This window comes from Streptomyces sp. NPDC041200 (genome assembly GCF_055591805.1).
Genome location: NZ_JBVIZF010000001.1, coordinates 539983 through 561118, shown reverse-complemented (window position 1 = coordinate 561118; position 21136 = coordinate 539983). Strand labels below are relative to the sequence as shown.

General features: G+C 71.2%; 24 protein-coding genes. 13 read left to right on the top strand and 11 right to left on the bottom strand.

Annotated elements, in window-relative coordinates:
• Nucleotides 1-29: 29 nt before the first annotated feature.
• Nucleotides 30-1061 (bottom strand): LysR family transcriptional regulator, encoded by a 1032-nt coding sequence (locus ACZ6CL_RS02710; protein ID WP_468930266.1) that lies wholly within the window; start codon nucleotides 1059-1061, stop codon nucleotides 30-32.
• A gap of 261 nt (nucleotides 1062-1322) precedes the next feature.
• Here ACZ6CL_RS02710 and snpA point away from each other — a divergent pair, with 261 nt between their 5' ends.
• Complete coding sequence (gene snpA / locus ACZ6CL_RS02705) at nucleotides 1323-1991, top strand: snapalysin (RefSeq protein ID WP_468930263.1); 669 nt, start codon at nucleotides 1323-1325, stop codon at nucleotides 1989-1991.
• A gap of 287 nt (nucleotides 1992-2278) precedes the next feature.
• Nucleotides 2279-2473, top strand: coding sequence for a hypothetical protein (locus ACZ6CL_RS02700; protein ID WP_468930261.1), 195 nt, complete (start codon nucleotides 2279-2281; stop codon nucleotides 2471-2473).
• 4 nt (nucleotides 2474-2477) lie between these two features.
• Here the strand turns inward: ACZ6CL_RS02700 and ACZ6CL_RS02695 are convergent, their stop codons facing one another.
• A complete protein-coding gene (locus tag ACZ6CL_RS02695) occupies nucleotides 2478-2942 on the bottom strand; it encodes an STAS domain-containing protein (protein ID WP_468930258.1) in 465 nt (154 codons plus the stop codon).
• Nucleotides 2943-3165: 223 nt separating this feature from the next.
• Nucleotides 3166-3558: an STAS domain-containing protein gene (locus ACZ6CL_RS02690; RefSeq protein WP_468930256.1), complete on the bottom strand. Its 393-nt coding sequence runs from the start codon at nucleotides 3556-3558 to the stop codon at nucleotides 3166-3168.
• Between the two features lie 301 nt (nucleotides 3559-3859).
• Here ACZ6CL_RS02690 and ACZ6CL_RS02685 point away from each other — a divergent pair, with 301 nt between their 5' ends.
• From ACZ6CL_RS02685 to ACZ6CL_RS02675, 3 genes are all read left to right on the top strand, one after another.
• Nucleotides 3860-4534 carry an HAD family acid phosphatase gene (locus ACZ6CL_RS02685; RefSeq protein ID WP_468930253.1) on the top strand — a complete coding sequence of 225 codons (675 nt, stop codon included), beginning with the start codon at nucleotides 3860-3862 and terminating at the stop codon, nucleotides 4532-4534.
• Between the two features lie 142 nt (nucleotides 4535-4676).
• Nucleotides 4677-5615, top strand: a complete 939-nt coding sequence (locus ACZ6CL_RS02680) for a beta-ketoacyl-ACP synthase III (RefSeq protein ID WP_468930250.1) — start codon at nucleotides 4677-4679, stop codon at nucleotides 5613-5615.
• A 65-nt stretch (nucleotides 5616-5680) separates the two neighbouring features.
• Nucleotides 5681-6055 carry a VOC family protein gene (locus ACZ6CL_RS02675; protein ID WP_468930248.1) on the top strand — a complete coding sequence of 125 codons (375 nt, stop codon included), beginning with the start codon at nucleotides 5681-5683 and terminating at the stop codon, nucleotides 6053-6055.
• Here ACZ6CL_RS02675 and ACZ6CL_RS02670 read toward each other — a convergent pair.
• The 3 genes from ACZ6CL_RS02670 to ACZ6CL_RS02660 all read right to left on the bottom strand — a co-directional run bounded on the left by ACZ6CL_RS02670 (nucleotide 5992) and on the right by ACZ6CL_RS02660 (nucleotide 8033).
• Nucleotides 5992-6822 carry a helix-turn-helix domain-containing protein gene (locus ACZ6CL_RS02670; RefSeq protein ID WP_468930246.1) on the bottom strand — a complete coding sequence of 277 codons (831 nt, stop codon included), beginning with the start codon at nucleotides 6820-6822 and terminating at the stop codon, nucleotides 5992-5994. The two genes, ACZ6CL_RS02675 and ACZ6CL_RS02670, sit on opposite strands and share 64 nt — an antisense overlap.
• Entirely contained in the window at nucleotides 6819-7043 is a 225-nt protein-coding gene (locus tag ACZ6CL_RS02665) for a hypothetical protein (RefSeq protein WP_468930244.1), read from the bottom strand. The genes ACZ6CL_RS02670 and ACZ6CL_RS02665 overlap by 4 nt, the downstream gene beginning before the upstream one ends.
• 78 nt (nucleotides 7044-7121) lie before the next feature.
• On the bottom strand, nucleotides 7122-8033 hold the full coding sequence (locus ACZ6CL_RS02660; protein ID WP_468931251.1) for a glutaminase: 912 nt from the start codon (nucleotides 8031-8033) through the stop codon (nucleotides 7122-7124).
• Between the two features lie 169 nt (nucleotides 8034-8202).
• Between ACZ6CL_RS02660 and ACZ6CL_RS02655 the strand changes: the two genes are divergently transcribed.
• Complete coding sequence (locus tag ACZ6CL_RS02655; RefSeq protein WP_468930241.1) at nucleotides 8203-8793, top strand: N-acetylmuramoyl-L-alanine amidase; 591 nt, start codon at nucleotides 8203-8205, stop codon at nucleotides 8791-8793.
• 44 nt (nucleotides 8794-8837) lie between these two features.
• On the opposite strand, the gene ACZ6CL_RS02650 is transcribed toward ACZ6CL_RS02655, so the two are convergent.
• Complete coding sequence (locus tag ACZ6CL_RS02650) at nucleotides 8838-10448, bottom strand: Na+/H+ antiporter (RefSeq protein ID WP_468930239.1); 1611 nt, start codon at nucleotides 10446-10448, stop codon at nucleotides 8838-8840.
• A gap of 61 nt (nucleotides 10449-10509) precedes the next feature.
• Here ACZ6CL_RS02650 and ACZ6CL_RS02645 point away from each other — a divergent pair, with 61 nt between their 5' ends.
• From ACZ6CL_RS02645 to ACZ6CL_RS02630, 4 genes are all read left to right on the top strand, one after another.
• On the top strand, nucleotides 10510-10770 hold the full coding sequence (locus ACZ6CL_RS02645) for a UBP-type zinc finger domain-containing protein (protein ID WP_468930236.1): 261 nt from the start codon (nucleotides 10510-10512) through the stop codon (nucleotides 10768-10770).
• 100 nt (nucleotides 10771-10870) lie between these two features.
• Complete coding sequence (locus tag ACZ6CL_RS02640; RefSeq protein ID WP_468930234.1) at nucleotides 10871-11410, top strand: GNAT family N-acetyltransferase; 540 nt, start codon at nucleotides 10871-10873, stop codon at nucleotides 11408-11410.
• A 246-nt stretch (nucleotides 11411-11656) separates the two neighbouring features.
• Nucleotides 11657-12070: an ATP-binding protein gene (locus ACZ6CL_RS02635; RefSeq protein WP_009715155.1), complete on the top strand. Its 414-nt coding sequence runs from the start codon at nucleotides 11657-11659 to the stop codon at nucleotides 12068-12070.
• 17 nt (nucleotides 12071-12087) lie between these two features.
• Entirely contained in the window at nucleotides 12088-13014 is a 927-nt protein-coding gene (locus ACZ6CL_RS02630; protein WP_468930231.1) for an RNA polymerase sigma factor SigF, read from the top strand.
• A gap of 96 nt (nucleotides 13015-13110) precedes the next feature.
• Here the strand turns inward: ACZ6CL_RS02630 and ACZ6CL_RS02625 are convergent, their stop codons facing one another.
• Complete coding sequence (locus ACZ6CL_RS02625) at nucleotides 13111-13605, bottom strand: hypothetical protein (protein ID WP_468930228.1); 495 nt, start codon at nucleotides 13603-13605, stop codon at nucleotides 13111-13113.
• Nucleotides 13606-13688: 83 nt separating this feature from the next.
• Between ACZ6CL_RS02625 and ACZ6CL_RS02620 the strand changes: the two genes are divergently transcribed.
• On the top strand, nucleotides 13689-14657 hold the full coding sequence (locus ACZ6CL_RS02620; RefSeq protein ID WP_468930226.1) for a diacylglycerol/lipid kinase family protein: 969 nt from the start codon (nucleotides 13689-13691) through the stop codon (nucleotides 14655-14657).
• A gap of 320 nt (nucleotides 14658-14977) precedes the next feature.
• Nucleotides 14978-15235, top strand: coding sequence for a WhiB family transcriptional regulator (locus tag ACZ6CL_RS02615; protein ID WP_003953983.1), 258 nt, complete (start codon nucleotides 14978-14980; stop codon nucleotides 15233-15235).
• A 130-nt stretch (nucleotides 15236-15365) separates the two neighbouring features.
• Here the strand turns inward: ACZ6CL_RS02615 and ACZ6CL_RS02610 are convergent, their stop codons facing one another.
• The 3 genes from ACZ6CL_RS02610 to ACZ6CL_RS02600 form a co-directional block, all read right to left on the bottom strand.
• Complete coding sequence (locus ACZ6CL_RS02610; RefSeq protein WP_468930225.1) at nucleotides 15366-16838, bottom strand: sensor histidine kinase; 1473 nt, start codon at nucleotides 16836-16838, stop codon at nucleotides 15366-15368.
• Between the two features lie 318 nt (nucleotides 16839-17156).
• Nucleotides 17157-18227, bottom strand: a complete 1071-nt coding sequence (locus ACZ6CL_RS02605) for an SIS domain-containing protein (RefSeq protein ID WP_468930223.1) — start codon at nucleotides 18225-18227, stop codon at nucleotides 17157-17159.
• Nucleotides 18228-18269: 42 nt separating this feature from the next.
• A complete protein-coding gene (locus ACZ6CL_RS02600) occupies nucleotides 18270-19847 on the bottom strand; it encodes a glycoside hydrolase family 3 protein (protein ID WP_468930220.1) in 1578 nt (525 codons plus the stop codon).
• A 352-nt stretch (nucleotides 19848-20199) separates the two neighbouring features.
• Between ACZ6CL_RS02600 and ACZ6CL_RS02595 the strand changes: the two genes are divergently transcribed.
• Nucleotides 20200-20973: a GntR family transcriptional regulator gene (locus ACZ6CL_RS02595; RefSeq protein WP_468930218.1), complete on the top strand. Its 774-nt coding sequence runs from the start codon at nucleotides 20200-20202 to the stop codon at nucleotides 20971-20973.
• Nucleotides 20974-21136: the final 163 nt, after the last annotated feature.

Here is a 21136-nt window from a genome sequence, read left to right as displayed (position 1 = left end):
GCTGTGGCGGCGCCGGACCACCGACGCGGCTATGCACCGTCCGACGGGCCCGCGAGGCCGATGTCGCCCGCCGGGACCGGCGTACGGGCGTCGCGGACGCGCACCAGCGGGCTGTCGTTGCGCACCAGCCACTGACGGTAGGCGTCGCTCGCCCAGGCGATCTCCAGGTATGCGGTCTCCAGGTCGGCGAAGAGCGCGTCGACATCGGCGGAGACGGCCGTGGCGCCCTCGTCCGGCGCGCGCGAGGCCAGATACAGCCCGACCGACAGCGGATCGCCGTGCAGCGGCCGCACCGCCATGCCCGGACGCGACCGGGCCGTGGGCTGGCACGGGGCCACCACCTCCCCGGAGGCGACCAGGTCGGCGGCGGTCAGATAGTCCCCGTACACCACCCGCGGGTTCAGCCCGGCGGCGGTCAGGACCCGGCGCAGCCCGGTCCCCTCGCCGTCCCCCGCGGGGTCGACCATCCACTGGTCGTCGGCGAGGTCCGTGAGCCGCACCACCGGTGCGGCGGCGGCCGGATGTGTTTCGGCGAGGGCCACGAACTGCGGCTCGCGGGCCAGCAGGACCCGGCGCCGCACGCCCTCGGGGACCCGTAGCGGGGCGCCCTCGACCTCATGGACGAAGGCGGCGTCGAGCTGCTGCGCGGCGACCATCTCCAGCAGCGCGTTCGCGGACACGTCGATGTGGATGGTGGTGTCGGTGTCCGGGAAGCGGGCGCGGAGCCTGCGCAGCCATCCGACCACGGCCCGGCTGCCGGTGCTGCCGACGCGCAGGGCCTCGCCCGCGGTCTGCCCCACCTCCAGCCGGACCTCGCTCACCAGGGCGTTCATCTCGGCCACTATGGGCCGCGCCCGGTTCAGCAGGGACCGTCCGAGCGGGGTGGGGCGGCTGCCGGTGACCTCCCGTGAGAACAGCCGGCCGCCAACGGTGTTCTCGATGCGCCGGAGCTGCGTCGTCAAAGAGGGCTGGGTCATGCCCAGCTGCCGCGCCGCCTTCCGTAGGCTGCCGGTGTCGGCAATGGCGCACAGCGCACGAAGGTGCCTCACCTCGAGCTCCACGGCGGGAGCATAACGGCGTCCTCGCGCGTCACACCAGACACTGAAATCGCGTCAATTCCCCTTTCTGCGGGGCGAGTCGGCGCATCGGGCGGACAATCGTCCCGCCCGGGGCGGGATATGCCATGGGACTATCGCCGGTTGGTATCTCCGCGCCACGCCCGTTCTCCTCAAGACTCTGCGGCACCAAGAGTCCATCCCAGGGTTCCCACCGCCGCACCCCACACGGCGGCCGGGGCCCGAGGACGATGAGGAGCCCCCCACGTGACACTTCCCAAGCTGGCGCTGTCCGCGACCCTCGGCCTCGGTCTGGCGGCGAGCCTCGCCGCCGTGCCCGCGTCGGCGGCCACGCCCGAGAGCACCCGGTCCGCCACGACCACCACGACCGCCGGGTACGTCCCCGGCGCCGAGGAGAAGGCCGAGACCGACGCCTTCATCAAGGCCGTGATGAAGTCGGCGCTGGCCAAGCGGGCGAAGGCGCCCAGCCTGTCCGCCGCGGTCACCGTCACCTACAGCGCGAGCCAGGCGCCGGCCTTCAAGTCGGTGATAGCGCGCAGCACCCAGATATGGAACGCGTCGGTGACCAACGTGAAGCTGCGGGAGGGCAGCAGTCCCGACTTCACCTACCGCGAGGGCAACGACTCCAGAGGCTCGTACGCGAGCACCGACGGCCATGGAAGCGGCTACATCTTCCTGGACTACAAGCAGAACCAGCAGTACGACTCCACACGGGTCACCGCCCACGAGACCGGCCATGTGCTCGGCCTGCCGGACCACTACTCGGGCCCGTGCAGCGAGCTGATGTCCGGTGGCGGCCCCGGCACGTCCTGCAAGAACTCGCAGCCCAACCAGGCCGAGATCAACCGCGTGAACCAGCTGTGGGCGAACGGTCTGGCCGCCCTGCAGAAGAAGGACCTCGCCAAGGCCCACTGAGCGCGTGAAGGCCTGAGCGACAGAGCCACCCCTCCGCCCCTGAGCCACTGATCAGGGCACGCCGCCCGCACCCGGACCCCCGACGCCGGTGCGGGCGGCCGGTGTTTCCCCCAAAGCGCCGGTGTCGCCCCAAAGCGCCGCTGTTTCCCGGAAGCGCCGCTCACGGACCGGCCGCCGCACGCGGGGCGCTCTCGCGTTCGGGCGGAGGTACGGTGTATTCACCAAGGTTTCGCGCATTTCGGCCGGAATACCTCCAGGCCGGGGCCCGGCCCCAGGGAGTGAACACCATGGAGACCGTCGTCACCGTGGCCGTGATCCTGGCGATGATCGCCGTGGGCGTGCTGGTGATCCACCGGCTCAACGGCCAGACCGGCAACAAGATCGCGGCCGAGCGCCACGGCGATGTCCCGGCCCGCCACCGCCACCGTCACCACCCCCACCGCCGCGGCCGGGGCCACCGGGTGACCCCGCCCCGCGTCTGACGTGTCACCCCTCGCCGACCGCGTCCTCCAGCGTGGCCAGCGGGACGAGCGCGTCGAGCAGCCCGCCCACCCGCAGGGTGCGCAGGATCAGCGGATCGCCGCACACCAGCCGCAGCCGGCCGCCGCGCTCGGTCACCCGCCGGTGGGCACGGCACAGCAGCCCCAGACCGGAGCAGTCGAAGAACGTCGTCGGCGTCAAGTCGACCACGACCTCGGGGGCCCGGGTGCCCGTGGCGGCGTCCATCGCCGGGCCGACTTCCGCGAGCCCGGCGATGTCGATCTCACCGTGCAGCGCCACGACGGTGTATTGGCCGATCCGGGACGTACGGGCGTACGGAGCCGGCTCCGGGTGGTCCGGCAGCCGGGATAAGCCACCGGCGTCCGCGCCGGAACCCGGCGCGGCGTCCGGCGTCGCGTGCGACGCTCCCTGCGGCATGGGCGCGCCACGGGGAGCGCCTTGCTGCGACATCACGAATTCCCCTCGGAACGGCACACTGCCCCCTTTTCACCGTCCTCGGACTCCCGGAAGCGGGCAGAGTGGAGCATCAGGTGCGGATCCGCCGGGCCCTGGGTGACGTGCAGGCGAGCGTAAGGGGGTGACCGTCGGTTACAGAGAGAGGGACGCGGCATTCCCCTAGCGAAAAACCCTCGTTCGAGTGAAATGCGTTTCTTCCTATTGACGCCTGATCAGATCAGGCGAGCACATCGCCGCTCCCGCCACCCGTCGCGTTCCCCGCGCCCGCGACCGCCGGTGTCAGATCCTCCAGCACCTCGAAGGCATCCTCCAGCCGGACCATCCGCAGCAGCCGCAGGAACCGCGGATCGACGATGACCAGCCGCAGCCTGCCCTCGCGCTCCAGCACACGGTTGCGCAGCCGGCACAGTAACGACAGCCCGGCGCAGTCCAGGAAGGTGACCCGCCGCAGGTCCAGCACCAGATCCGGACACCCCGTACGGGCCAGGGAATCGAGCCGCGCGGAGATCCGTTCCGTGGCGAAGATGTCCAGCTCTCCCGCGACCTCAGCGACCGTGACACCGCCCAGCGCACGCACACGGACACCGAAGGCGGGCCGATCATCGAACATGCAAGCCTCCTCGGCAGGGTGGAGGCGCGCGACACCGGAGCTCTGGGGGTAACACGACGTCCGGGCGGGGTGCGTGCACCGCCGGGGTCCAGGCCGGCCCTTCAGTACATGACATACCCATCTAACGGCTGACCAGTCAAAGAACGGCACGGCACGTGTCGTTGACCTATGTCCGGCTCGGAAAGCACACGGAGCGCCAATCGTTACTCATCAGTAAACGCAGCGGTCTTCTCATGTCCACCGTCGAACGTGAACATGCCACCCGGGGAAACACTTCGACACGACGACGAGGACGGAACCCATGACTGCAGCACGCGTGCGATCACGACGGCTCGGCGTGACGACGGTGGCCGTGGCCATCGCCATCGGCCTGGGCGGTACGGCCACCACGGCCACCGCCTCGACCACGTCGGCCGCCACGCCGAGCGCCACCGGTACCACCAGCGCCATCAGCTCCACCGCCACGGGAACCGCCACCGCCGCGAAGGTCGACTACGAGACCTGGAAGCGCGACGTGAAGGCCGTCATCGACCAGGCCCGGCCCTACGTCGAGCAGCGCACCCAGAACCCCGGAGGCCAGAAGCAGGCCATCGTCCTGGACATCGACAACACCTCGCTGGAGTCGGACTTCAAGTTCAGCTACCCGGCGCCCGCCGTGGAGCCGGTCCTCCAGCTCGCCACCTACGCGCACTCCCGCGGCGTGGCCCTCTTCTTCGTCACCGCGCGCCCGGACATCCTCACCCTGCCCACCCAGTTCAACCTGGAGAACGTGGGCTACCCGGTGGCCGGGCTGTACGTGCGCGGCCTCCCCGACCTCTTCACCGAGGTCAGCGCGTACAAGACGGCCAAGCGCGCGGAGATCGAGAAGAAGGGCTACACGATCATCGCGAACATCGGCAACAGCGCCACCGACCTGGTGGGCGGCCACGCCGAGAAGACCTTCAAGCTCCCGGACTACGACGGCCAGCTGTCCTGACGTCCAGGCCATGAACGCGGTGGCGGCCTCGTACGGAAGGCCGCCACCGACGGCTGGAAAGGCCGAAAGCTCCAGATCTCAGGGCGATACGTTGGCAGCTGCCCGCTCTCCGGACGGGCCCGCGTGCCCCAAGACTGGACCGATGACCGGTTCACGCGTACGGGCGCTCGGGCATTACCAGCCCGCGAAGGTGCTCACCAACGACGACCTCGCCGCCATGGTCGACACCAGCGACGAGTGGATCCGCGCGCGGGTCGGGATCCGCACCCGCCATGTGGCACGCCCCGACGAGACGGTGGACGACATGGCCGCGGCGGCCGCCGCCAAGGCCCTCGCCCACAGCGGCCTCGCCCCCACCGACATCGACATGGTGCTGGTCGCCACGTCCACCGCGATCAACCGCAGCCCCAACATGGCCGCCCGCGTCGCCGCGCGGCTGGGTCTGGCCCGGCCCGCCGCCATGGACATCAACGTGGTGTGCGCCGGGTTCACCCACGCCCTGGCCACCGCCGACCACGCGATACGGGCCGGATCGGCCACCGCCGCGCTGGTCATCGGTGCGGACAAGTTCACCGAGGCCGCCGACTGGACCGACCGCTCCAGCTGCGTCCTGCTGGGCGACGGCGCGGGCGCGGCCGTGGTGACGGCGGACCGGGAGCCGGGCATCGGGCCGGTGGTGTGGGGGTCAGTGCCCGAGATGGGCAACGCCGTCCGCATCGAGGGCACCCCGCCGCGCTTCGCGCAGGAGGGCCAGTCCGTGTACCGCTGGGCCACCACCCAACTGCCGCCCATAGCCCGCGAGGTGTGCGCCCGGGCCGGGTTCACACCGGAGGACCTGGCCGGGGTCGTGCTCCACCAGGCCAACCTGCGGATCATCGAACCGGTCGCCCGGAAGCTCGGCGCGGTCAACGCGGTGATCGCGCGCGACGTCGTGGACTCCGGGAACACCTCGGCGGCCAGCATTCCGCTCGCCCTGTCCAAGCTGGTCGAACGCGGCGAGATCCCCTCCGGAAGCCCGGTGCTGCTGTTCGGCTTCGGCGGCAACCTGTCGTACGGCGGCCAGGTCATCAGCTGCCCGTAGGGGGCCCTCGCGCCGTGTCCGATTCGTTCAAGACCGGCGGATCGCGGGCTGCTTACGCTGCCCGCATGACACCACGATTCGACGCGATCGGCCTGGTCGTCGCGGACATGGCCGCCTCCCTCGCCTTCTACCGCCTGCTCGGCCTGGACATCCCCGCCGAGGCCGACACCCAGCCGCACGCCGAGGCCGCCCTGCCCGGCGGTCCGCGCCTGCTCTGGGACACGGCGGCCGAGCCCCCGCAGCCGGGCGGGCCGGGACGGATGGCACTGGCCTTCCTGTGCGACAGCCCGGCCGAGGTGGACGCGATGTACGCCAAGCTCACGGAAGAGGGCGTACGGGGCTCCAAGGAGCCCTGGGACGCCTTCTGGGGCCAGCGCTACGCGACCCTCCTGGACCCGGACGGCAACCAGGTCGACCTGTTCGCCCCGCTGCCCGCCTGACGGCCCTCCGGGGCCGCTGGGACTGTTGGGGCTGCTGGGGACGCTGGGGCTTCCTGGGCGGGCCCCAGCAGCCCGCCCAGCGGCACCCCCGCCAGTCCCCGTACCTCGCGGGACAGATGCGCCTGGTCCGCGTACCCGGCCAGCGCCGCCACCTCCGCGTACGGCACTCCGCCGCGGGCCAGCTCCAGCGCCCGGTTCAGCCGCAGCACCCGCCCCAGCGTCTTGGGCCCGTACCCGAAGGCCGCCAGTGACCGCCGGTGCAGCTGCCGCGCGCCCAGGCCCACCACGCGGGCCACCTCCGCCACGCTCCGCCCGCCCGAGAGCCCCGCCACGACCTCGCCCACCACCGGATCGGCGGGCTCCGCGCCCCGCAGCCGCTCCAGCGCCACGGCCTCCAGCACCCGTCCCACCTGCCCGACCTGCCCTTCGAAGGCTCGCTCCGCCAGGCGGCGCACCTCGGCCTCCGGCCAGAGCGCGGCCAACGGCACCCGCTGATCACGCAGTTCACAGGCCGGTACGCCCAGCACCGCGGGCCCCGCGCCCGGGGCGAAGCGCAGTCCCACGGCGCGCGTCCCCGCGTCCCCGCCCGCCAGGTGCGCGTGGGTATCGGGCCCGGCGACCAACAGCCCGCCGTCGGCCCAGATCAGGTCCGTACAGCCGTCGGGCAGGACCCGCTGCGGCTCGGCGCCGACGGTGCGGGACCACACCACCGCACCGCCGCCAAGCCGCGACGCCCGCTCCCGGTAGTCACTTCCGCCGTCGCTCAAGGGACCTCGCGCAGATACATCGCGCCGCAGGAGTGGCAGAAGGGCCCGGAGTCACCCGTGGCCCACATGTCCGCCGCCTGCGTCTGGGCGTCCGGGTCCAGCTCGCGGCCGCACATCGCGGTCGTGCCGTTGCCCCGGACCATGTGCCAGATCTTGACCGGCGCGCCCGCCACCCGCCCGGAGCTGCCTTCCTCGTACTCCGCGCGCATCTCGTGCTGCATGGCGCCACACCTCCCGCTACCTCTCCATGCTCCCGCCGCCACCGGCAGGGCGCCACCCTGGAGGCCCTCAGACACCCCCTAGAACACCGACCACCCGGTCACCGTCGTGAAGTGGTCCAGCGCCGCCACCCCGGCCACCGAGTTGCCGCGGGCGTCCAGGCCCGGGCTCCAGACGCACAGCGTGCACCGGCCCGGGATCACGGCGATGATCCCGCCGCCCACACCGCTCTTGCCGGGCAGCCCCACGCGGTACGCGAAGTCGCCCGCCGCGTCGTACGTCCCGCAGGTGAGCATGACCGCGTTGACCCGCTTCGCCTCGCGCCGCGACAGCAGCCGGGAGCCGTCCGCGCGCTCTCCGTGGCGGGCCAGGAAACCGCCCGCGAGGGCCAGGTCGCGGCAGCTCATCTCGATCGAGCACTGCCAGAAGTAGTGGTCGAGGACGGTCTGTACGGGGTTGTCGAGGTTGCCGTAGCTGGCCATGAAGTGCGCGAGCGCGGCGTTGCGGTCGCCGTGCCCGGACTCGGACTCGGCGACGACCGGGTCGAAGGCCAGATCCGGGTTGCCGCTCTCGGCGCGCAGGAAGTCCAGCATGGTGGTGCTGGCGTCGCCGGTGAGGCTGTGCAGCCGGTCGGTGACGACCAGCGCGCCCGCGTTGATGAACGGATTGCGCGGGATGCCGTTCTCGTGCTCCAGCTGCACCAGGGAGTTGAAGGGGTTGCCCGACGGCTCCCGGCCGACCCGCCGCCACAGCTTCTCGCCGTCCTGGGCGAGGACGAGCGCGAGGCCGAACGCCTTGGAGATGGACTGCACGGAGAAGGGGCGCCGCCAGTCACCGACGCCGGTGACGTTCCCGTCGACGTCCGCGAGGGCGATGCCGAAGCGGTCCGGGTCGACCGCGGCGAGCGCGGGGATGTACTGGGCCACCTGCCCCCGGCCGATGTGGGGCGCCACATGTGCCGCGACCTCGTCGAGTACGTCCTGGTAGTGCATGGTGCGGTGGTTCTCCTGCGCGTCGTCGAGCGGATCAGTCGCACCATAACGGCCGCGCTCCACCGCGCCTCCACCAGGACTCAATAACCCACCGTGTTTTTGGGTAAGCATACGGTGATACAGGCGGCCGCGACCGGCGCCCGCCGCACGATTCAGAACGGAGGCGGTCATGGCCTCTCCCATGTCCGCGGGGGACTTCCTGGCGGGACTGAAGAACGAGGGCCTGCGCGTGGTACAGGTCGGCGACTGGCGCAACCACAACCGGAACCACAAGGGGCCGTGGGGCAGCGTGCACGGGGTGATGATCCACCACACCGTCACCTCCGGCACCGACCTCACCGTCGAGATCTGCCGCGACGGCTACGAGGAACTGCCCGGCCCGCTGTGCCACGGCGTGATCGCCAAGGACGGCGCAGTGCATCTCGTCGGTTACGGTCGCGCGAACCACGCGGGGCTCGGCGATGACGAGGTCCTGCGCGCCGTGATCGCCGAAAAGGCGCTGCCGGCCGACAACGAGGCCAACACGGACGGCAACCGCGCGTTCTACGGCTTCGAATGCGAGAACCTCGGCGACGGCAAGGACCCGTGGCCCGAGGCCCAATTGGACGCGATCGCCCGGGCGGCGGCGGCGGTCTGCCGCCGTCACGGCTGGACCGAACGGTCGGTGATCGGCCATCTCGAATGGCAGCCCGGCAAGATCGATCCCCGGGGCTTCTCGATGGGCTCGATGCGCGCCCGCATCCGCGAGCGCCTGAAGTAGAGGCGCTGAGGTAGAAACGGTGGGCGGGCCCCGGCCGGAGACGGTCAGGGCCCGTCCTCCGCTGTCTCCTCCCGGTACGCCGCCGCCTCCTCCAAGTCCAGTCGGCGCAGCAGCGTACGGAGCATCTCGTCGTCGATCCGGCGCGCGTCCCGCAGCTTCACGAACACCTCGCGCTCGCTGCCGATCACCTCGCGCGCCAGCCTGCGGTAGGTGTCGTCCGCCGACTCCCCCGTCACCTCGTTGACCGTGCCGAGCCGTTCCCACACCGCGTTGCGGCGCCGCTCCAGCACCTGGCGCAGCCGGTCGGCCAGCGGCGGCGGCAGCGCGTTGCGCTCATCGGCGAGGAGTTCGTCCAGCCGGGCCTCGGCGGCCCGCGAGGCATCGGCCTGCGCCTGCGCCTCGGCGAGCGTCTCGGCCTGGAGGTCGGGCCCCGGCACCTTCAGCGCGCGGATCAGGGCGGGCAGGGTGAGTCCCTGGACGACCAGCGTCCCGATGACGGTGGTGAAGGCCAGGAAGAGGATCAGGGTGCGGCCCGGGAAGTCGCCTCCGCCGTGCACGGTCTCCGGGATCGAGAAGGCGATGGCCAGGGACACCACTCCGCGCATCCCGGCCCAGCCGACGATGACCGCCGCCCGCCAGTCGGTGCCGGGCTCCCGCTCCCGGATCCTGGGGAAGAGCTTGCGCGGTACGAAGGTCGCCGGGAAGACCCAGAGGAACCGTACGGCCACCACGGCCAGGAAGAGAGCGGCCCCGTACCAGGCCGCCTCGCCCGCCCCGTACTCCCCCAGACCGCCCACCACGAACCGCAGTTGCAGCCCGATCAGCGCGAACACGGCGGACTCCAGGATGAAGGCGATCATCTTCCAGACGGCCGCCTCCTGGAGCCGGGTCGCGAAGTCGACCTGCCAGGAGCGGTGTCCGAGGTAGAGCGCGACCACCACGACGGCCAGCACGCCCGACGCCTCGACCTGTTCGGCGGCCGCGTAGGCGGTGAAGGGGATCAGCAGCGAGAGGGTGTTCTGCAGCAGCGGATCGCGCAGCCGGGTGCGCAGCCAGTGCAGCGGCACCATGAGGACCAGACCGACGCCGACGCCGCCCACCGCCGCGAGCAGGAACTCCCAGGTGGCATGGGTCCAGGTGGCGCCCTCCCCCACCGCCGCGGCGAGCGCCACCCGGTAGGCGGTGATCGCGGTCGCGTCGTTGACCAGGGACTCGCCGCGCAGGACGGTCGTCAGCCGGGAGGGCAGCCCGACCCGGCGGGCGATGGCGGTGGCCGCCACCGCGTCCGGCGGGGCGATCACCGCGCCCAGCACCAGCGCGGCGGTCAGCGGCAGACCGGGGACCAGCAGATGGGCGATCCAGCCGACGGCGAGGGTCGCGAACAGCACATAGCCGAACGACAGCAGCGCCACCGGCCGCAGATTGGCGCGCAGGTCCAGATAGGAGCTGTCGAGCGCGGCGGTGTGCAGCAGCGGGGGCAGCACCAGCGGGAGCACGACCTCCGGCTTCAGGGTGTAGTCCGGTACCCCCGGCAGGTACGAGACCACCAGTCCGGCCGCCACCAGCAGCAGTGGCGCGGGCACCAGGGTGCGCCGGGCCAGGCCCGCGATCGCCGCGCTGCCCGCGACCAGCATCAACAGTGGAGTTACGTCCATGCCCCGGCCCGTCCCGATTCATCGGCTTCGTCAGCTCGCCCAGCGCCTTAGTCTGGCAATCATGAGGGAGTGCCCACACGTTCCGGCCCTGCCGCGCCCCGAACCGGAGCCACTGACCGCCACCTGTCCGGAGTGCCTGGCAGTGGGCAGCCATCCGGTGCAGCTGCGCATCTGTCTGGAGTGCGGCTACGTAGGATGCTGCGATTCATCGACCTATCGACACTCCACCGGGCACTTCGAGAAGACCGGACATCCGCTGATGCGCAGCTTCGAACCGGGCGAGGACTGGCGCTGGTGCTACGTGGACCTGCTGATTGTCTAGCCGCCCCGGCACCCCGGGCGGGGCGGACGCGGGGCCCGGTACCTGCCGCGCGGAGGAATCCGCTGCCACGTTGTCGGTGCGGCGAGCTAGCCTTCACCACATGATCCGATCAGCGAAGCCGTCCGACGTCCCGGCCATCCTCGCGATGATCCGCGAGCTGGCCGCGTACGAGCGGGCACTACCGGAGGCCAAGGCCACCGAGGAGCAGTTGCACACCGCGCTCTTCGGCGCGCACCCGGCGGTGTTCGCGCTGATCGCCGAGGAAATCGGCGAAGGCGCGCCCGTGCCGGTCGGCTTCGCCCTGTGGTTCCGTAACTTCTCCACCTGGACGGGCACCCACGGGGTGTATCTGGAGGATCTGTACGTCACACCGCGGGCCCGCGGCGGCGGCCACGGCAAGGCGCTGCTGGCCGAGCTGGCACGGATCTGCGTGGAGCGGGGCTATGCCCGCTTCGAATGGTCGGTGCTGGACTGGAACGAACCGGCGATCGGCTTCTACGCGTCGCTCGGCGCGGAGCCGATGGACGAGTGGACCGTACGAAGGCTGTCGGGAGAGCCGCTGCGGGCGCTGGCCGCCCAGGCTCCGGGCACAGCTTCGACCTGCGGTTCGTTGAGTGAGGCGACATCTCTTTCGAATTGAGACCGCAGACCCCTAGCCACGCTGCGTACTCATATGCTTACTATGAGTGATATCGGGAATGTTCATCTCGGGGGTTCACCCATGACGGGGGCCGTGCTTCGTCCGGGCGACACCGAGTGGCAGATCGCGATAGCGTCGCAGCCGAACCGCACATCGCGCCGGTCCGTTACCCCTCCACCATAAGGGCATATGGCCGACGCTCCAATCAGCTCAGCTCAAACAGCTTGTGTCACCTTGGAGGTGAGGGTGTCCCAGATCGCAGGCGAGCCCGGGACCCAGGACTTCGTGGAAGTCCGGCTGCCCGCTGCGGGGGCCTATCTGTCGGTGCTGCGGACGGCGACCGCCGGCCTGGCAGCCCGCTTGGACTTCACCCTCGACGAAATCGAGGATCTGCGTATCGCGGTCGACGAGGCCTGCGCGATCCTGCTGCAGCAAGCCGTCCCCGGCAGTGTGCTGAGCTGCGTCTTCCGACTGATCGACGACGCACTGCAGGTGACCGTGGCGGCTCCGACCACCGACGGCCGCGCCCCCGAGCGCGACACCTTCGCCTGGACGGTGCTCTCCGCACTGGCGGGCAAGGTGGATTCGACCGTCGCCGAGGACCGTACGGTCAGCATCAGTCTGTACAAGGAGCGCGGCGCCGGCCCCGGACAGCCGTGACGGACAAAGGGGGCTCCGTGAGCACTGCATCATCGCGGGGAGTACGCACCCCGGCCATCCCGCACCCGCCGGCCCGACCGCATCCCGCGGACTCGGAGGCGGCAGGAGACCGACCAGAGCGGGCGGACCACATGGATCAGCACGAGCAGGAGAAGGTGCACCAGCAGCACGATCCGCAGCCGCACGATCCGCACGACCGGAGCGGCGCGCGGGCGATGTTCGTCGAGCTGCGGGGGCTCCCCGACGGCTCCGCGGAGCGGGCCGAGCTGCGCAACACCCTCGTGCGCATGCACCTGCCCCTGGTCGAGCACCTGGCCCGGCGCTTCCGCAACCGCGGCGAGCCGCTGGACGACCTGACCCAGGTGGCCACCATCGGACTGATCAAGTCCGTCGACCGGTTCGACCCGGACCGCGGTGTGGAGTTCTCGACCTACGCGACCCCCACGGTCGTCGGCGAGATCAAGCGGCACTTCCGTGACAAGGGCTGGGCGGTGCGGGTGCCGCGCCGGCTCCAGGAGTTGCGGCTCTCGCTGACGACTGCCACCGCCGAGCTGTCCCAGCGGCACGGGCGCGCCCCGACCGTCCATGAGCTGGCCGAGCATCTGGCCATCTCCGAGGAAGAGGTGCTGGAGGGCCTGGAGTCCGCCAACGCGTACAGCACGCTGTCGCTGGACGTACCGGACACGGACGACGAGTCCCCGGCGGTGGCCGACACCCTCGGCGCGGAGGACGAGGCGCTGGAGGGCGTCGAGTACCGCGAATCCCTCAAGCCGCTGCTGGAGGATCTGCCGCCGCGCGAGAAGAAGATCCTGCTGCTGCGCTTCTTCGGGAACATGACGCAGTCGCAGATCGCGCAGGAGGTCGGCATCTCCCAGATGCACGTCTCACGGCTGCTGGCGCGCACCCTCGCCCAGCTGCGAGACCGGCTCCTGGTCGAGGAGTAGTGAGCGGTGCCCGGGGCCAGCCCCGGGCACTCCCCTGGTCTCCCCTCAGGCCTGGATTCCCCTGAGGCGTGGAGTCCCCTGAGGCGTGGAGTCCCCTCAGGCGTCGCGCGAGCCGATGCCCAGCGCCTCGGTCGCGGTCGGGTTGATCAGCAGACCCAGCACGGCGACGGCCGCGACGGCGGTCAGCACACCGATGATGATCAGTCCGCCACCGTTCTGCACCAGCGTCCAGGCCACCGGCAGCGCCATCAGCTGGGTGATCATCGCGGGGCCGCGGCTCCAGCGGCGCCGCAGCCACAGCCCGCGGGCCGCCAGCAGCGGCAGCAGGGCCAGGGCGAGCACGGTGATCCCGAGCGTCTCCGCCTGCTCCGGGCTCTCCGGGTTCCCGGCGAGGCCCATGATCAGGACGTAGACCCCGAACCCCACGAGCACCAGACCCTCGACGGCGGCCAGTGCCGCGGCCACGGTCAGCCGCGCCGGACGGGGCCCCGCGGGTGACGCGTCGGCGGTCTCGGCGGCGGGGGCGGTCTTCGTGGCGGGCTGGGCGGCCTTGGTGGCCGTCTTGGCGGGGGCGGACTTCTTCCTGCTCACCCCAGCAGCGTAGCGGCCGCACGGCCCCGGCGGGTGGGCCCGGGGTTCGGGGGTCGGCCCGGCGGGTCGGTAGGCTGGCGCCCATGCGCGCACTCCTCGTGGTCAATCCGGCAGCAACCACCACCAGTGCCCGCACCCGTGACGTCCTGTTCCACGCGCTCGCCAGCGATCTGAAGCTCGACGTGGCGACCACGGAGTACCGGGGGCACGCACGCGATCTGGCCCGTCGCGCGGTCGACGGCGGCACCCATGAGCTGGTCGTGGCCCTCGGCGGCGACGGCACTGTCAACGAGGTCGTCAACGGGCTGCTGCACGACGGCCCCGCACCGGGCGAACTGCCGCGCCTCGCGGTGGTCCCCGGCGGCTCCACCAATGTGTTCGCCCGCGCCCTCGGTCTGCCCAACGACGCCGTCGAGGCGACCGGCGCCCTGCTGGACGCGCTGCGGGACGGCACCGAGCGCACCGTGGGCCTCGGGCTCGCGGCCGGTACGCCGGGCACCGCGGACGAGTCGGTGCCCGCCCGCTGGTTCACCTTCTGCGCGGGCTTCGGCTTCGACGCGAGCGTGATCGGGCGGGTCGAGCAGCAGCGCGAACGCGGCAAGCGTTCGACCCATGCCCTTTACATACGGCAGATGCTGCGCCAGTTCTTCGGGGAGCCGAACCGGCGGCACGGCACCATCACCCTCGGGCGGCCCGGCCAGGACCCGGTCAAGGACCTGGCGCTGTCCATAGTCTGCAACACCTCCCCGTGGACCTTTCTGGGCAACCGCCCGATCTACGCCGCACCGCGCGCGTCCTTCGACACCGCCCTTGACGTGCTGGGACTCGGCAAGCTGTCGGCGCCCGCGATGACCCGCTACGCGGCCCAGCTGGCCATGTCGACACCCGACCGGGGACCCCACGGCAAGCATGTGGTAGGGCTGCACGACCTGACGGACTTCACCTTGCAATCCCAGGCGCCACTGCCGTTCCAGATGGACGGAGACCACCTAGGACTGCGTACGAGCGTGACGTTCACAGGCGTACGCCGTGCACTGCGTGTGATTGTGTGAGTCAGACCCCATAAAGTCCTTGTAGTCGAACGTTTAGGCTGGGATCCACCCCCGGGAAGTACGGCTGTGATACAGCCGACACCAAGGAATCAAAAAAAACTTTCCGGAAGGGGTTGTATCCGCCGCCGAGGTTTGCGAATCTCTTCTTGGCGATCGGGACGGCCGGACGAACGGCCCCCTTGAGAGTCCGAACCCCCTCCTCAAACCCACGGGAACGCACCAGCGCCCAAACTGGCGGCGTCCCTGTCCTTGTCAGGGGATTCGTGAAAGCGTTCACATTCACAAGCAACAAGCCCGCAATACGAGGAGATGGAGCAGCCATGGACTGGCGTCACAACGCCGTTTGCCGCGAGGAAGACCCCGAGCTGTTCTTCCCCATCGGCAACACCGGTCCTGCGCTGCTGCAGATCGAGGAAGCCAAGGCCGTCTGCCGCCGCTGCCCCGTCATGGAGCAGTGCCTGCAGTGGGCGCTTGAGTCCGGCCAGGACTCCGGCGTCTGGGGTGGACTCAGCGAGGACGAGCGCCGCGCCATGAAGCGCCGTGCCGCTCGGAACCGGGCGCGGAACGCCAGCGCCTGACCCTGATACGCCCCGTGGCCCCCGAGCCGCAGCGCGCAGTAGCCCCGATGCGCACAGCAACGTGAGCTTTTGAGCCCCGGACCACCCGGTCCGGGGCTCAGTGCGTTGCCCGGCCCAGGCGCACGATGGCTCAGGACTTCTCGGCGGCCACCGGTATGTCGAGGACCGCACGTGTGCCGCGCTCCGGAGCGGGCACCATGTCGAAGGTGCCCCCCAGTTCGCCCTCCACCAGGGTGCGGACGATCTGGAGGCCGAGGTTCCCGGCGCGCTGGGGGTCGAACCCCTCGGGCAGCCCGCGCCCGTCGTCCTGGATGATCACCATCAGCCGGCTCTCCTCTCCGGTGCCGCCGCGCACCGCCGAGACCTCGACCGTGCCCTGCTCCCCCGGCCCGAAGCCGTGCTCCAGCGCGTTCTGCAGCACCTCGGTGAGGACCATGGACAGCGGGGTGGCCACCTCGGCGTCGAGGATGCCGAACCGTCCGGTGCGGCGACCGGTGACCTTGCCGGGTGATATCTCGGCCACCATCGCCAGCACCCGGTCGGCTATGTCGTCGAACTCGACCCGCTCGTCCAGCGTCTGGGACAGGGTCTCGTGGACGATCGCGATCGAACCGACCCGGCGCACCGCCTCGTTCAGCGCCTCCCGCCCCTGGGCGGAGTCCATCCGGCGGGCCTGCAGCCGCAACAGCGCGGCCACCGTCTGCAGATTGTTCTTCACCCGGTGATGGATCTCCCGGATGGTGGCGTCCTTGGTGATCAGCTCCCGCTCGCGGCGGCGCAGTTCGGTGACGTCCCGCAGCAGCACGAGCGAGCCGATGTGCACGCCCTTGGGCTTGAGCGGGATGGCCCGCAGCTGGATGACGCCGTTCTCACCGCTCTCGACCTCGAACTCGCGCGGCGCCCATCCGCTGGCCAGCTTGACCAGCGCCTCGTCCACCGGGCCGCGCGCCGGGGCAAGTTCGGCGGTGGTCTCGCCCAGGTGGTGGCCGACGAGGTCGGCGGCGAGCCCGAGCCGGTGGTAGGCGGAGAGGGCGTTGGGGCTGGCGTACTGGACCACGCCGTCCGCGTCGAGCCGGATCAGCCCGTCGCCGACGCGCGGCGAGGCGTCCATGTCGACCTGCTGACCGGGGAAGGGAAACGATCCGGCGGCGATCATCTGGGCCAGGTCGGACGCGCTCTGGAGATAGGTCAGCTCCAGTCGGCTGGGGGTCCGTACGGTCAGCAGATTGGTATTGCGCGCGATGACCCCGAGGACCCGGCTCTCCCGGCGGACCGGGATGGACTCCACCCGGACCGGGACCTCCTCACGCCACTCGGGATCGCCCTCCCGGACGATCCGCCCCTCGTCGTGCGCGGCATCGAGCATGGGACGGCGGCCACGGGGAACGAGATGGCCGACCATGTCGTCCTGATAGGAGGTGGGGCCAGTGTTGGGCCGCATCTGCGCGACCGAGACATAGCGGGTGCCGTCGCTGGTGGGCACCCACAGCACGAGGTCGGCGAAGGAGAGGTCGGAGAGCAGCTGCCACTCCGATACCAGCAGGTGAAGCCACTCGAGGTCGGATTCGTCGAGGGCGGTGTGCTGGTGTACGAGATCGTTCATGGAGGGCACACTGCGAGCCTACCCGGACGCGGGATAAGCCGATTCGCACATAAGCGTGGACAGATGAGACTGGTCTAGTCCAGAATGGCCAGCGATGCGATCTTCCGCTCTCCCCGCACAGGAGGGCGGATCGAGGCACACGGCGCGCTCTGCCCTGACCGCTCCGTACGCCTCTTGAGGTCGGCTGCTCGGCCGACGAGCTCCGGGCTGCGGTGCCGGGTGGGTTGAGGGTCCCGCCCCGGCGCCGCGGCCCGCGGGTGTTTCCCGGGGCCGGCCCCGGTGTCTTACCGGATCTCGTGCCTTACCGGGTCTCGTGTCCTACCGGGTCTCGGTGACCTTCGCCAGCGCGCGCGGCGCGTCCGGGTCCTGCCCCCGGGCAATGGTGACCTCGTACGCCAGCATCTGCAGCGGCAGGATCTCCAGGATCGGCTGGACCTCCTCGGCGACCCCCTCGGTGGGCAGGGCGAATCCGGCGGACGCCCGGTCCACCTCGGCCCGGCTGCCGATCACCACGAGATCCGCGCCACGGCCGCGCAGCCGCTCCAGGACGGGCTGCAGCGCCTGGCCGCCCTTGCCCTCGGTGACGATCGCGATCACCGGCGAGATGTTGTCGACCATGGCGAGCGGGCCGTGCAGCAGATCGGCGCCGGAGTAGGAGAGGGCCGGGATGTAGCTGGTCTCCATCAGCTTCAGGGCCGCCTCCTTGGCGGTGGGATAGCCGTAGCCCCGGGAGGTGAGGACCATCCGCTCGGCGAACCGGTAGCGGCCCGCGAGCTGCTTCACCTCGGCCCGGCGGTCCAGGATCTGCTGGGCGAGGTCGGGCAGCACCTTGGCGTGCGCGCCGTCGCCGCCGCGCAGCCCCTCGACGAAGAGGTAGAGGGCGAGGAGTTCGGCGGTGTAGGTCTTGGTGGCGGGCAGCGCCTTCTCGGGCCCGGCCAGCACGTCGATGTGGAATTCGGAGACCGCGGCCAGGGCCGAGTCCGCGTTGTTGGTCACCGCCAGCGTGATCGCCCCGGCGGCCCGGGCGGCCTCGGTGGAGGCGACCAGGTCCGGGGAGCCGCCGGACTGGCTGACGGTGATCACCAGGACGTCGGTGAGGTCCTGCCGCGCGCCGTACGCGGTGGTGGTGGACATGGAGGTCAGGCCGCACGGCTTGCCGAGCAGCACTTCGAGCAGGTACTTGGCGTACAGCGCCGCGTTGTCGGAGGTGCCCCGGGCGGTGAGCAGGACGAAGCGCGGTGCGCGCGCGGCGATCCGTTCGGCGATCTCGCGGATCTTCGGAGCGCCCTGGTCGAGGATGCGGCGCAGGACCGCGGGCTGCTCGTTCATCTCACCGGACATGATCCGGCCCGGCTGATCGCTGCGCGGGGCCGTCGTCGTGGCGGACATACTGGGTGCCTCCAGTGGGCTGTGCGGGTGGTGCGTGGAGTGTCAGTGCCCGGCCTCGTTGCCGGTGGTGACGCCGGTGGTGACGCCCGTGATGACTTCCGCGGCGGCCATCCCGCAGACCCGGGCAGCGCCGTGCGTCGCGATGTGCGGGGCCCCGGCGGGCGGTGCCTGGGGCACTCCCATTTCCACGACGACCGTGTCCGGCCGGGCGGTGAGCAGGGCGTCCAGGACGCCGGCCATCCAGCCGTGGCGGTGGACGTCGCGTACCACAGCGACGATCCTACGGTCCGCCGCGTTGTCGAGCATCCGCGTGACCACGGCGGACACCCCCTGGGCGGCGGTGTCCTCGGGGCCGTAGGCGGCGGTCGTGGTGCCGGGGAGCAGCCGGGTCAGTTCGGCGGCGACGCCCCAGGGGGTCTGGTCGCCCACCGCGATGCTGGCCACCGGGGTGAGGGCGGCGACGAAGACGGGTCCGGCCGGGGGCCGGTACGCGGGGGCGCCCTCCGCCTGGGTGATCCGCAGGGCGCGGCGGGCGGCGGCGAGCCCCACCTCCGGGGCGGGCGCGATGCCCCGCGCGGCGTCCTGCCCTCCGGCGGTCCTCGCCCACTCCCCCAGGGCCCGGACCCGCCCGGCCGCCTCGGCCAGCCGCGCCTCGGGGAGCCGCCCGGCGCGTACGGCCGCGACCAGCGCGTCCCGCAGCCGCAGCACGGTGTCCTCGTCGGCGAGGCCGCCGCCGACGCAGATCGCGTCGGCCCCGGCGGCGATCGCCAGCACGCTGCCCCGCTCGATGCCGTAGGCGTCGGCGACGGCCCGCATCTCGATGCCGTCGGTGACGATCAGACCGTCGAAGCCGAGCCCGCCGTCGGCGACCGGGGCGCGCAGCAGTCCGTGGAGGGCGGCGGGGCTGAGGGTGGCGGGCAGGGCCGGGTCGAGCGCGGGCAGCAGGATGTGCGCGCTCATCACGGCCTTGGTCCCGGCGGCGACGGCCGCCCGGAAGGGCACCAGTTCGCGGACGGCCAGGGTGTCGGGCCCGGCGTCGATGCGCGGCAGGGCGTGGTGGGAGTCGACGGCGGTGTCGCCGTGCCCGGGGAAGTGCTTGGCGCAGGCGGCGACCCCGGCGCCCTGCAGCCCCTCGACCCAGGCGGCGGTGTGCCGGGCGACGAGCTGGGGCGAGGCGCCGAAGGAGCGGACGCCGATGACCGGATTATCCGGGTTGGAGTTGACGTCGGCGGACGGCGCCCAGTTGAGGTTGACGCCGCACGCGGCGAGCCTGCGGCCGAGTTCGCGGGCGACGGAGTGGGTCAGTTCGGTGTCGTCGATCGCGCCGAGGGCCAGGTTGCCGGGGAAGGAGGAGCCACCGCGTACCTCCAGACGGGTGACGTCGCCGCCCTCCTCGTCGATCGCCACCAGCACGTCGTCGCGCTCGGCGCGCAGCTGGGCGGTGAGCGCGGCGACCTGTTCGGGCGAGGCGACGTTGCGTCCGAACAGCGCGACGGAGGCGAGCCCCTCGCCGAGCCGCCGCCGCAGCCAGTCAGGGGCGGAGGTGCCGGTGAAGCCGGGCTGGAGGACGGCGAGGGCGTTCCGGGTGAGGGTGGCCGAGTCGTGCGCGAGGGTCGTCATGGACGTGGATCTTCCCTTCAGCGCGCCGGAAGGCAGCCCAGCGACACCAGCGTTGCCGCGACTCCCGCCGCCATGAGGTCACACGTCACGGCGTCCTACTCCCCACATCACCGATTGAGAGGTTTAATGGTTTAGACCACTTCACGCTGAGCGTGACTCTCGACCTATAGGGGTGTCAAGAGTGGACAACGCCGCTTCGGGGTCCGTTACCGGACCGACATCTCTCGACATCCGGGCAGCGAAGCCACCCCGGACCCAGGGCGTGCCACGATGTGAGCCGCTGAAATCATCAGAGGCCGGTGACGGCAGCAGACCAGACGTCGGAAAGGGCGCGATGGAGACCGAGGGGGCAATGGCGGCGACGGCCACGACGGCCACCGCCGAGAGCGGGAGCAGCTCCGGCGGGACGCGCACCGCGCGCGTCCCGAAGTACTACCGCCTCAAGCGCCACTTGCTGGAGATGACCGAAACCCTGCCGCCCGGCACTCCGGTACCCCCGGAGCGCACCCTGGCCGCCGAGTTCGACACCTCCCGCACCACCGTGCGGCAGGCGCTCCAGGAACTGGTCGTCGAGGGGCGGCTGGAGCGGATCCAGGGCAAGGGCACCTTCGTCGCCAAGCCCAAGGTCTCCCAGGCGCTCCAACTCACCTCGTACACCGAGGACATGCGCGCCCAGGGCCTCGAACCCACCTCCCAGCTGCTGGACATCGGCTACGTCACCGCCGACGAGCGGCTGTCCGCGCTGCTGGACATCGCGACCGGCGGCCGGGTGCTGCGCATCGAGCGGCTGCGGCTGGCCAGCGGTGAGCCGATGGCGATCGAGACCACCCATCTGTCGGCCAAGCGCTTCCCCGCGCTGCGCCGCAGCCTGGTCAAGTACACCTCGCTCTACACCGCCCTGGCCGAGGTGTACGACGTGCACCTGGCCGAGGCCGAGGAGACCATCGAGACCTCCCTGGCCACCCCGCGCGAGGCCGGGCTGCTGGGCACTGATGTCGGCCTGCCGATGCTGATGCTCTCGCGCCACTCGCTGGACGCGGCGGGCGAGCCGGTGGAGTGGGTGCGCTCGGTCTACCGCGGCGACCGCTACAAATTCGTGGCCCGGCTCCAGCGCCCGAACGGCTGACCCCACCGCCCGGCTGGGCTTCTTTCTCATACCGATATGCGGACGGGTAGTGACGGCTGCCGGTCCACGGGCTTAGATTCCTGCGCATTGCACAAATGATCAGCGCGTTTGATCAGCTCGTCTGATCAGCGCTGATCACTCAGGTCGCAGGTAATGAGCCGAG

Coding starts and splice junctions, on each gene's coding strand:
- ACZ6CL_RS02695 (WP_468930258.1), bottom strand. CDS start 2,942: ATGTCGCAGCAAGGCGCTCCCCGTGGCGCGCCCATGCCGCAGGGAGCG.
- ACZ6CL_RS02645 (WP_468930236.1), top strand. CDS start 10,510: ATGAGGGAGTGCCCACACGTTCCGGCCCTGCCGCGCCCCGAACCGGAG.
- ACZ6CL_RS02655 (WP_468930241.1), top strand. CDS start 8,203: ATGGCCTCTCCCATGTCCGCGGGGGACTTCCTGGCGGGACTGAAGAAC.
- ACZ6CL_RS02665 (WP_468930244.1), bottom strand. CDS start 7,043: ATGCAGCACGAGATGCGCGCGGAGTACGAGGAAGGCAGCTCCGGGCGG.
- ACZ6CL_RS02690 (WP_468930256.1), bottom strand. CDS start 3,558: ATGTTCGATGATCGGCCCGCCTTCGGTGTCCGTGTGCGTGCGCTGGGC.
- ACZ6CL_RS02605 (WP_468930223.1), bottom strand. CDS start 18,227: ATGTCCGCCACGACGACGGCCCCGCGCAGCGATCAGCCGGGCCGGATC.
- ACZ6CL_RS02610 (WP_468930225.1), bottom strand. CDS start 16,838: ATGAACGATCTCGTACACCAGCACACCGCCCTCGACGAATCCGACCTC.
- ACZ6CL_RS02685 (WP_468930253.1), top strand. CDS start 3,860: ATGACTGCAGCACGCGTGCGATCACGACGGCTCGGCGTGACGACGGTG.
- ACZ6CL_RS02615 (WP_003953983.1), top strand. CDS start 14,978: ATGGACTGGCGTCACAACGCCGTTTGCCGCGAGGAAGACCCCGAGCTG.
- ACZ6CL_RS02675 (WP_468930248.1), top strand. CDS start 5,681: ATGACACCACGATTCGACGCGATCGGCCTGGTCGTCGCGGACATGGCC.
- ACZ6CL_RS02680 (WP_468930250.1), top strand. CDS start 4,677: ATGACCGGTTCACGCGTACGGGCGCTCGGGCATTACCAGCCCGCGAAG.
- ACZ6CL_RS02600 (WP_468930220.1), bottom strand. CDS start 19,847: ATGACGACCCTCGCGCACGACTCGGCCACCCTCACCCGGAACGCCCTC.
- ACZ6CL_RS02620 (WP_468930226.1), top strand. CDS start 13,689: ATGCGCGCACTCCTCGTGGTCAATCCGGCAGCAACCACCACCAGTGCC.
- ACZ6CL_RS02660 (WP_468931251.1), bottom strand. CDS start 8,033: ATGCACTACCAGGACGTACTCGACGAGGTCGCGGCACATGTGGCGCCC.
- ACZ6CL_RS02640 (WP_468930234.1), top strand. CDS start 10,871: ATGATCCGATCAGCGAAGCCGTCCGACGTCCCGGCCATCCTCGCGATG.
- ACZ6CL_RS02650 (WP_468930239.1), bottom strand. CDS start 10,448: ATGGACGTAACTCCACTGTTGATGCTGGTCGCGGGCAGCGCGGCGATC.
- ACZ6CL_RS02595 (WP_468930218.1), top strand. CDS start 20,200: ATGGCGGCGACGGCCACGACGGCCACCGCCGAGAGCGGGAGCAGCTCC.
- ACZ6CL_RS02700 (WP_468930261.1), top strand. CDS start 2,279: ATGGAGACCGTCGTCACCGTGGCCGTGATCCTGGCGATGATCGCCGTG.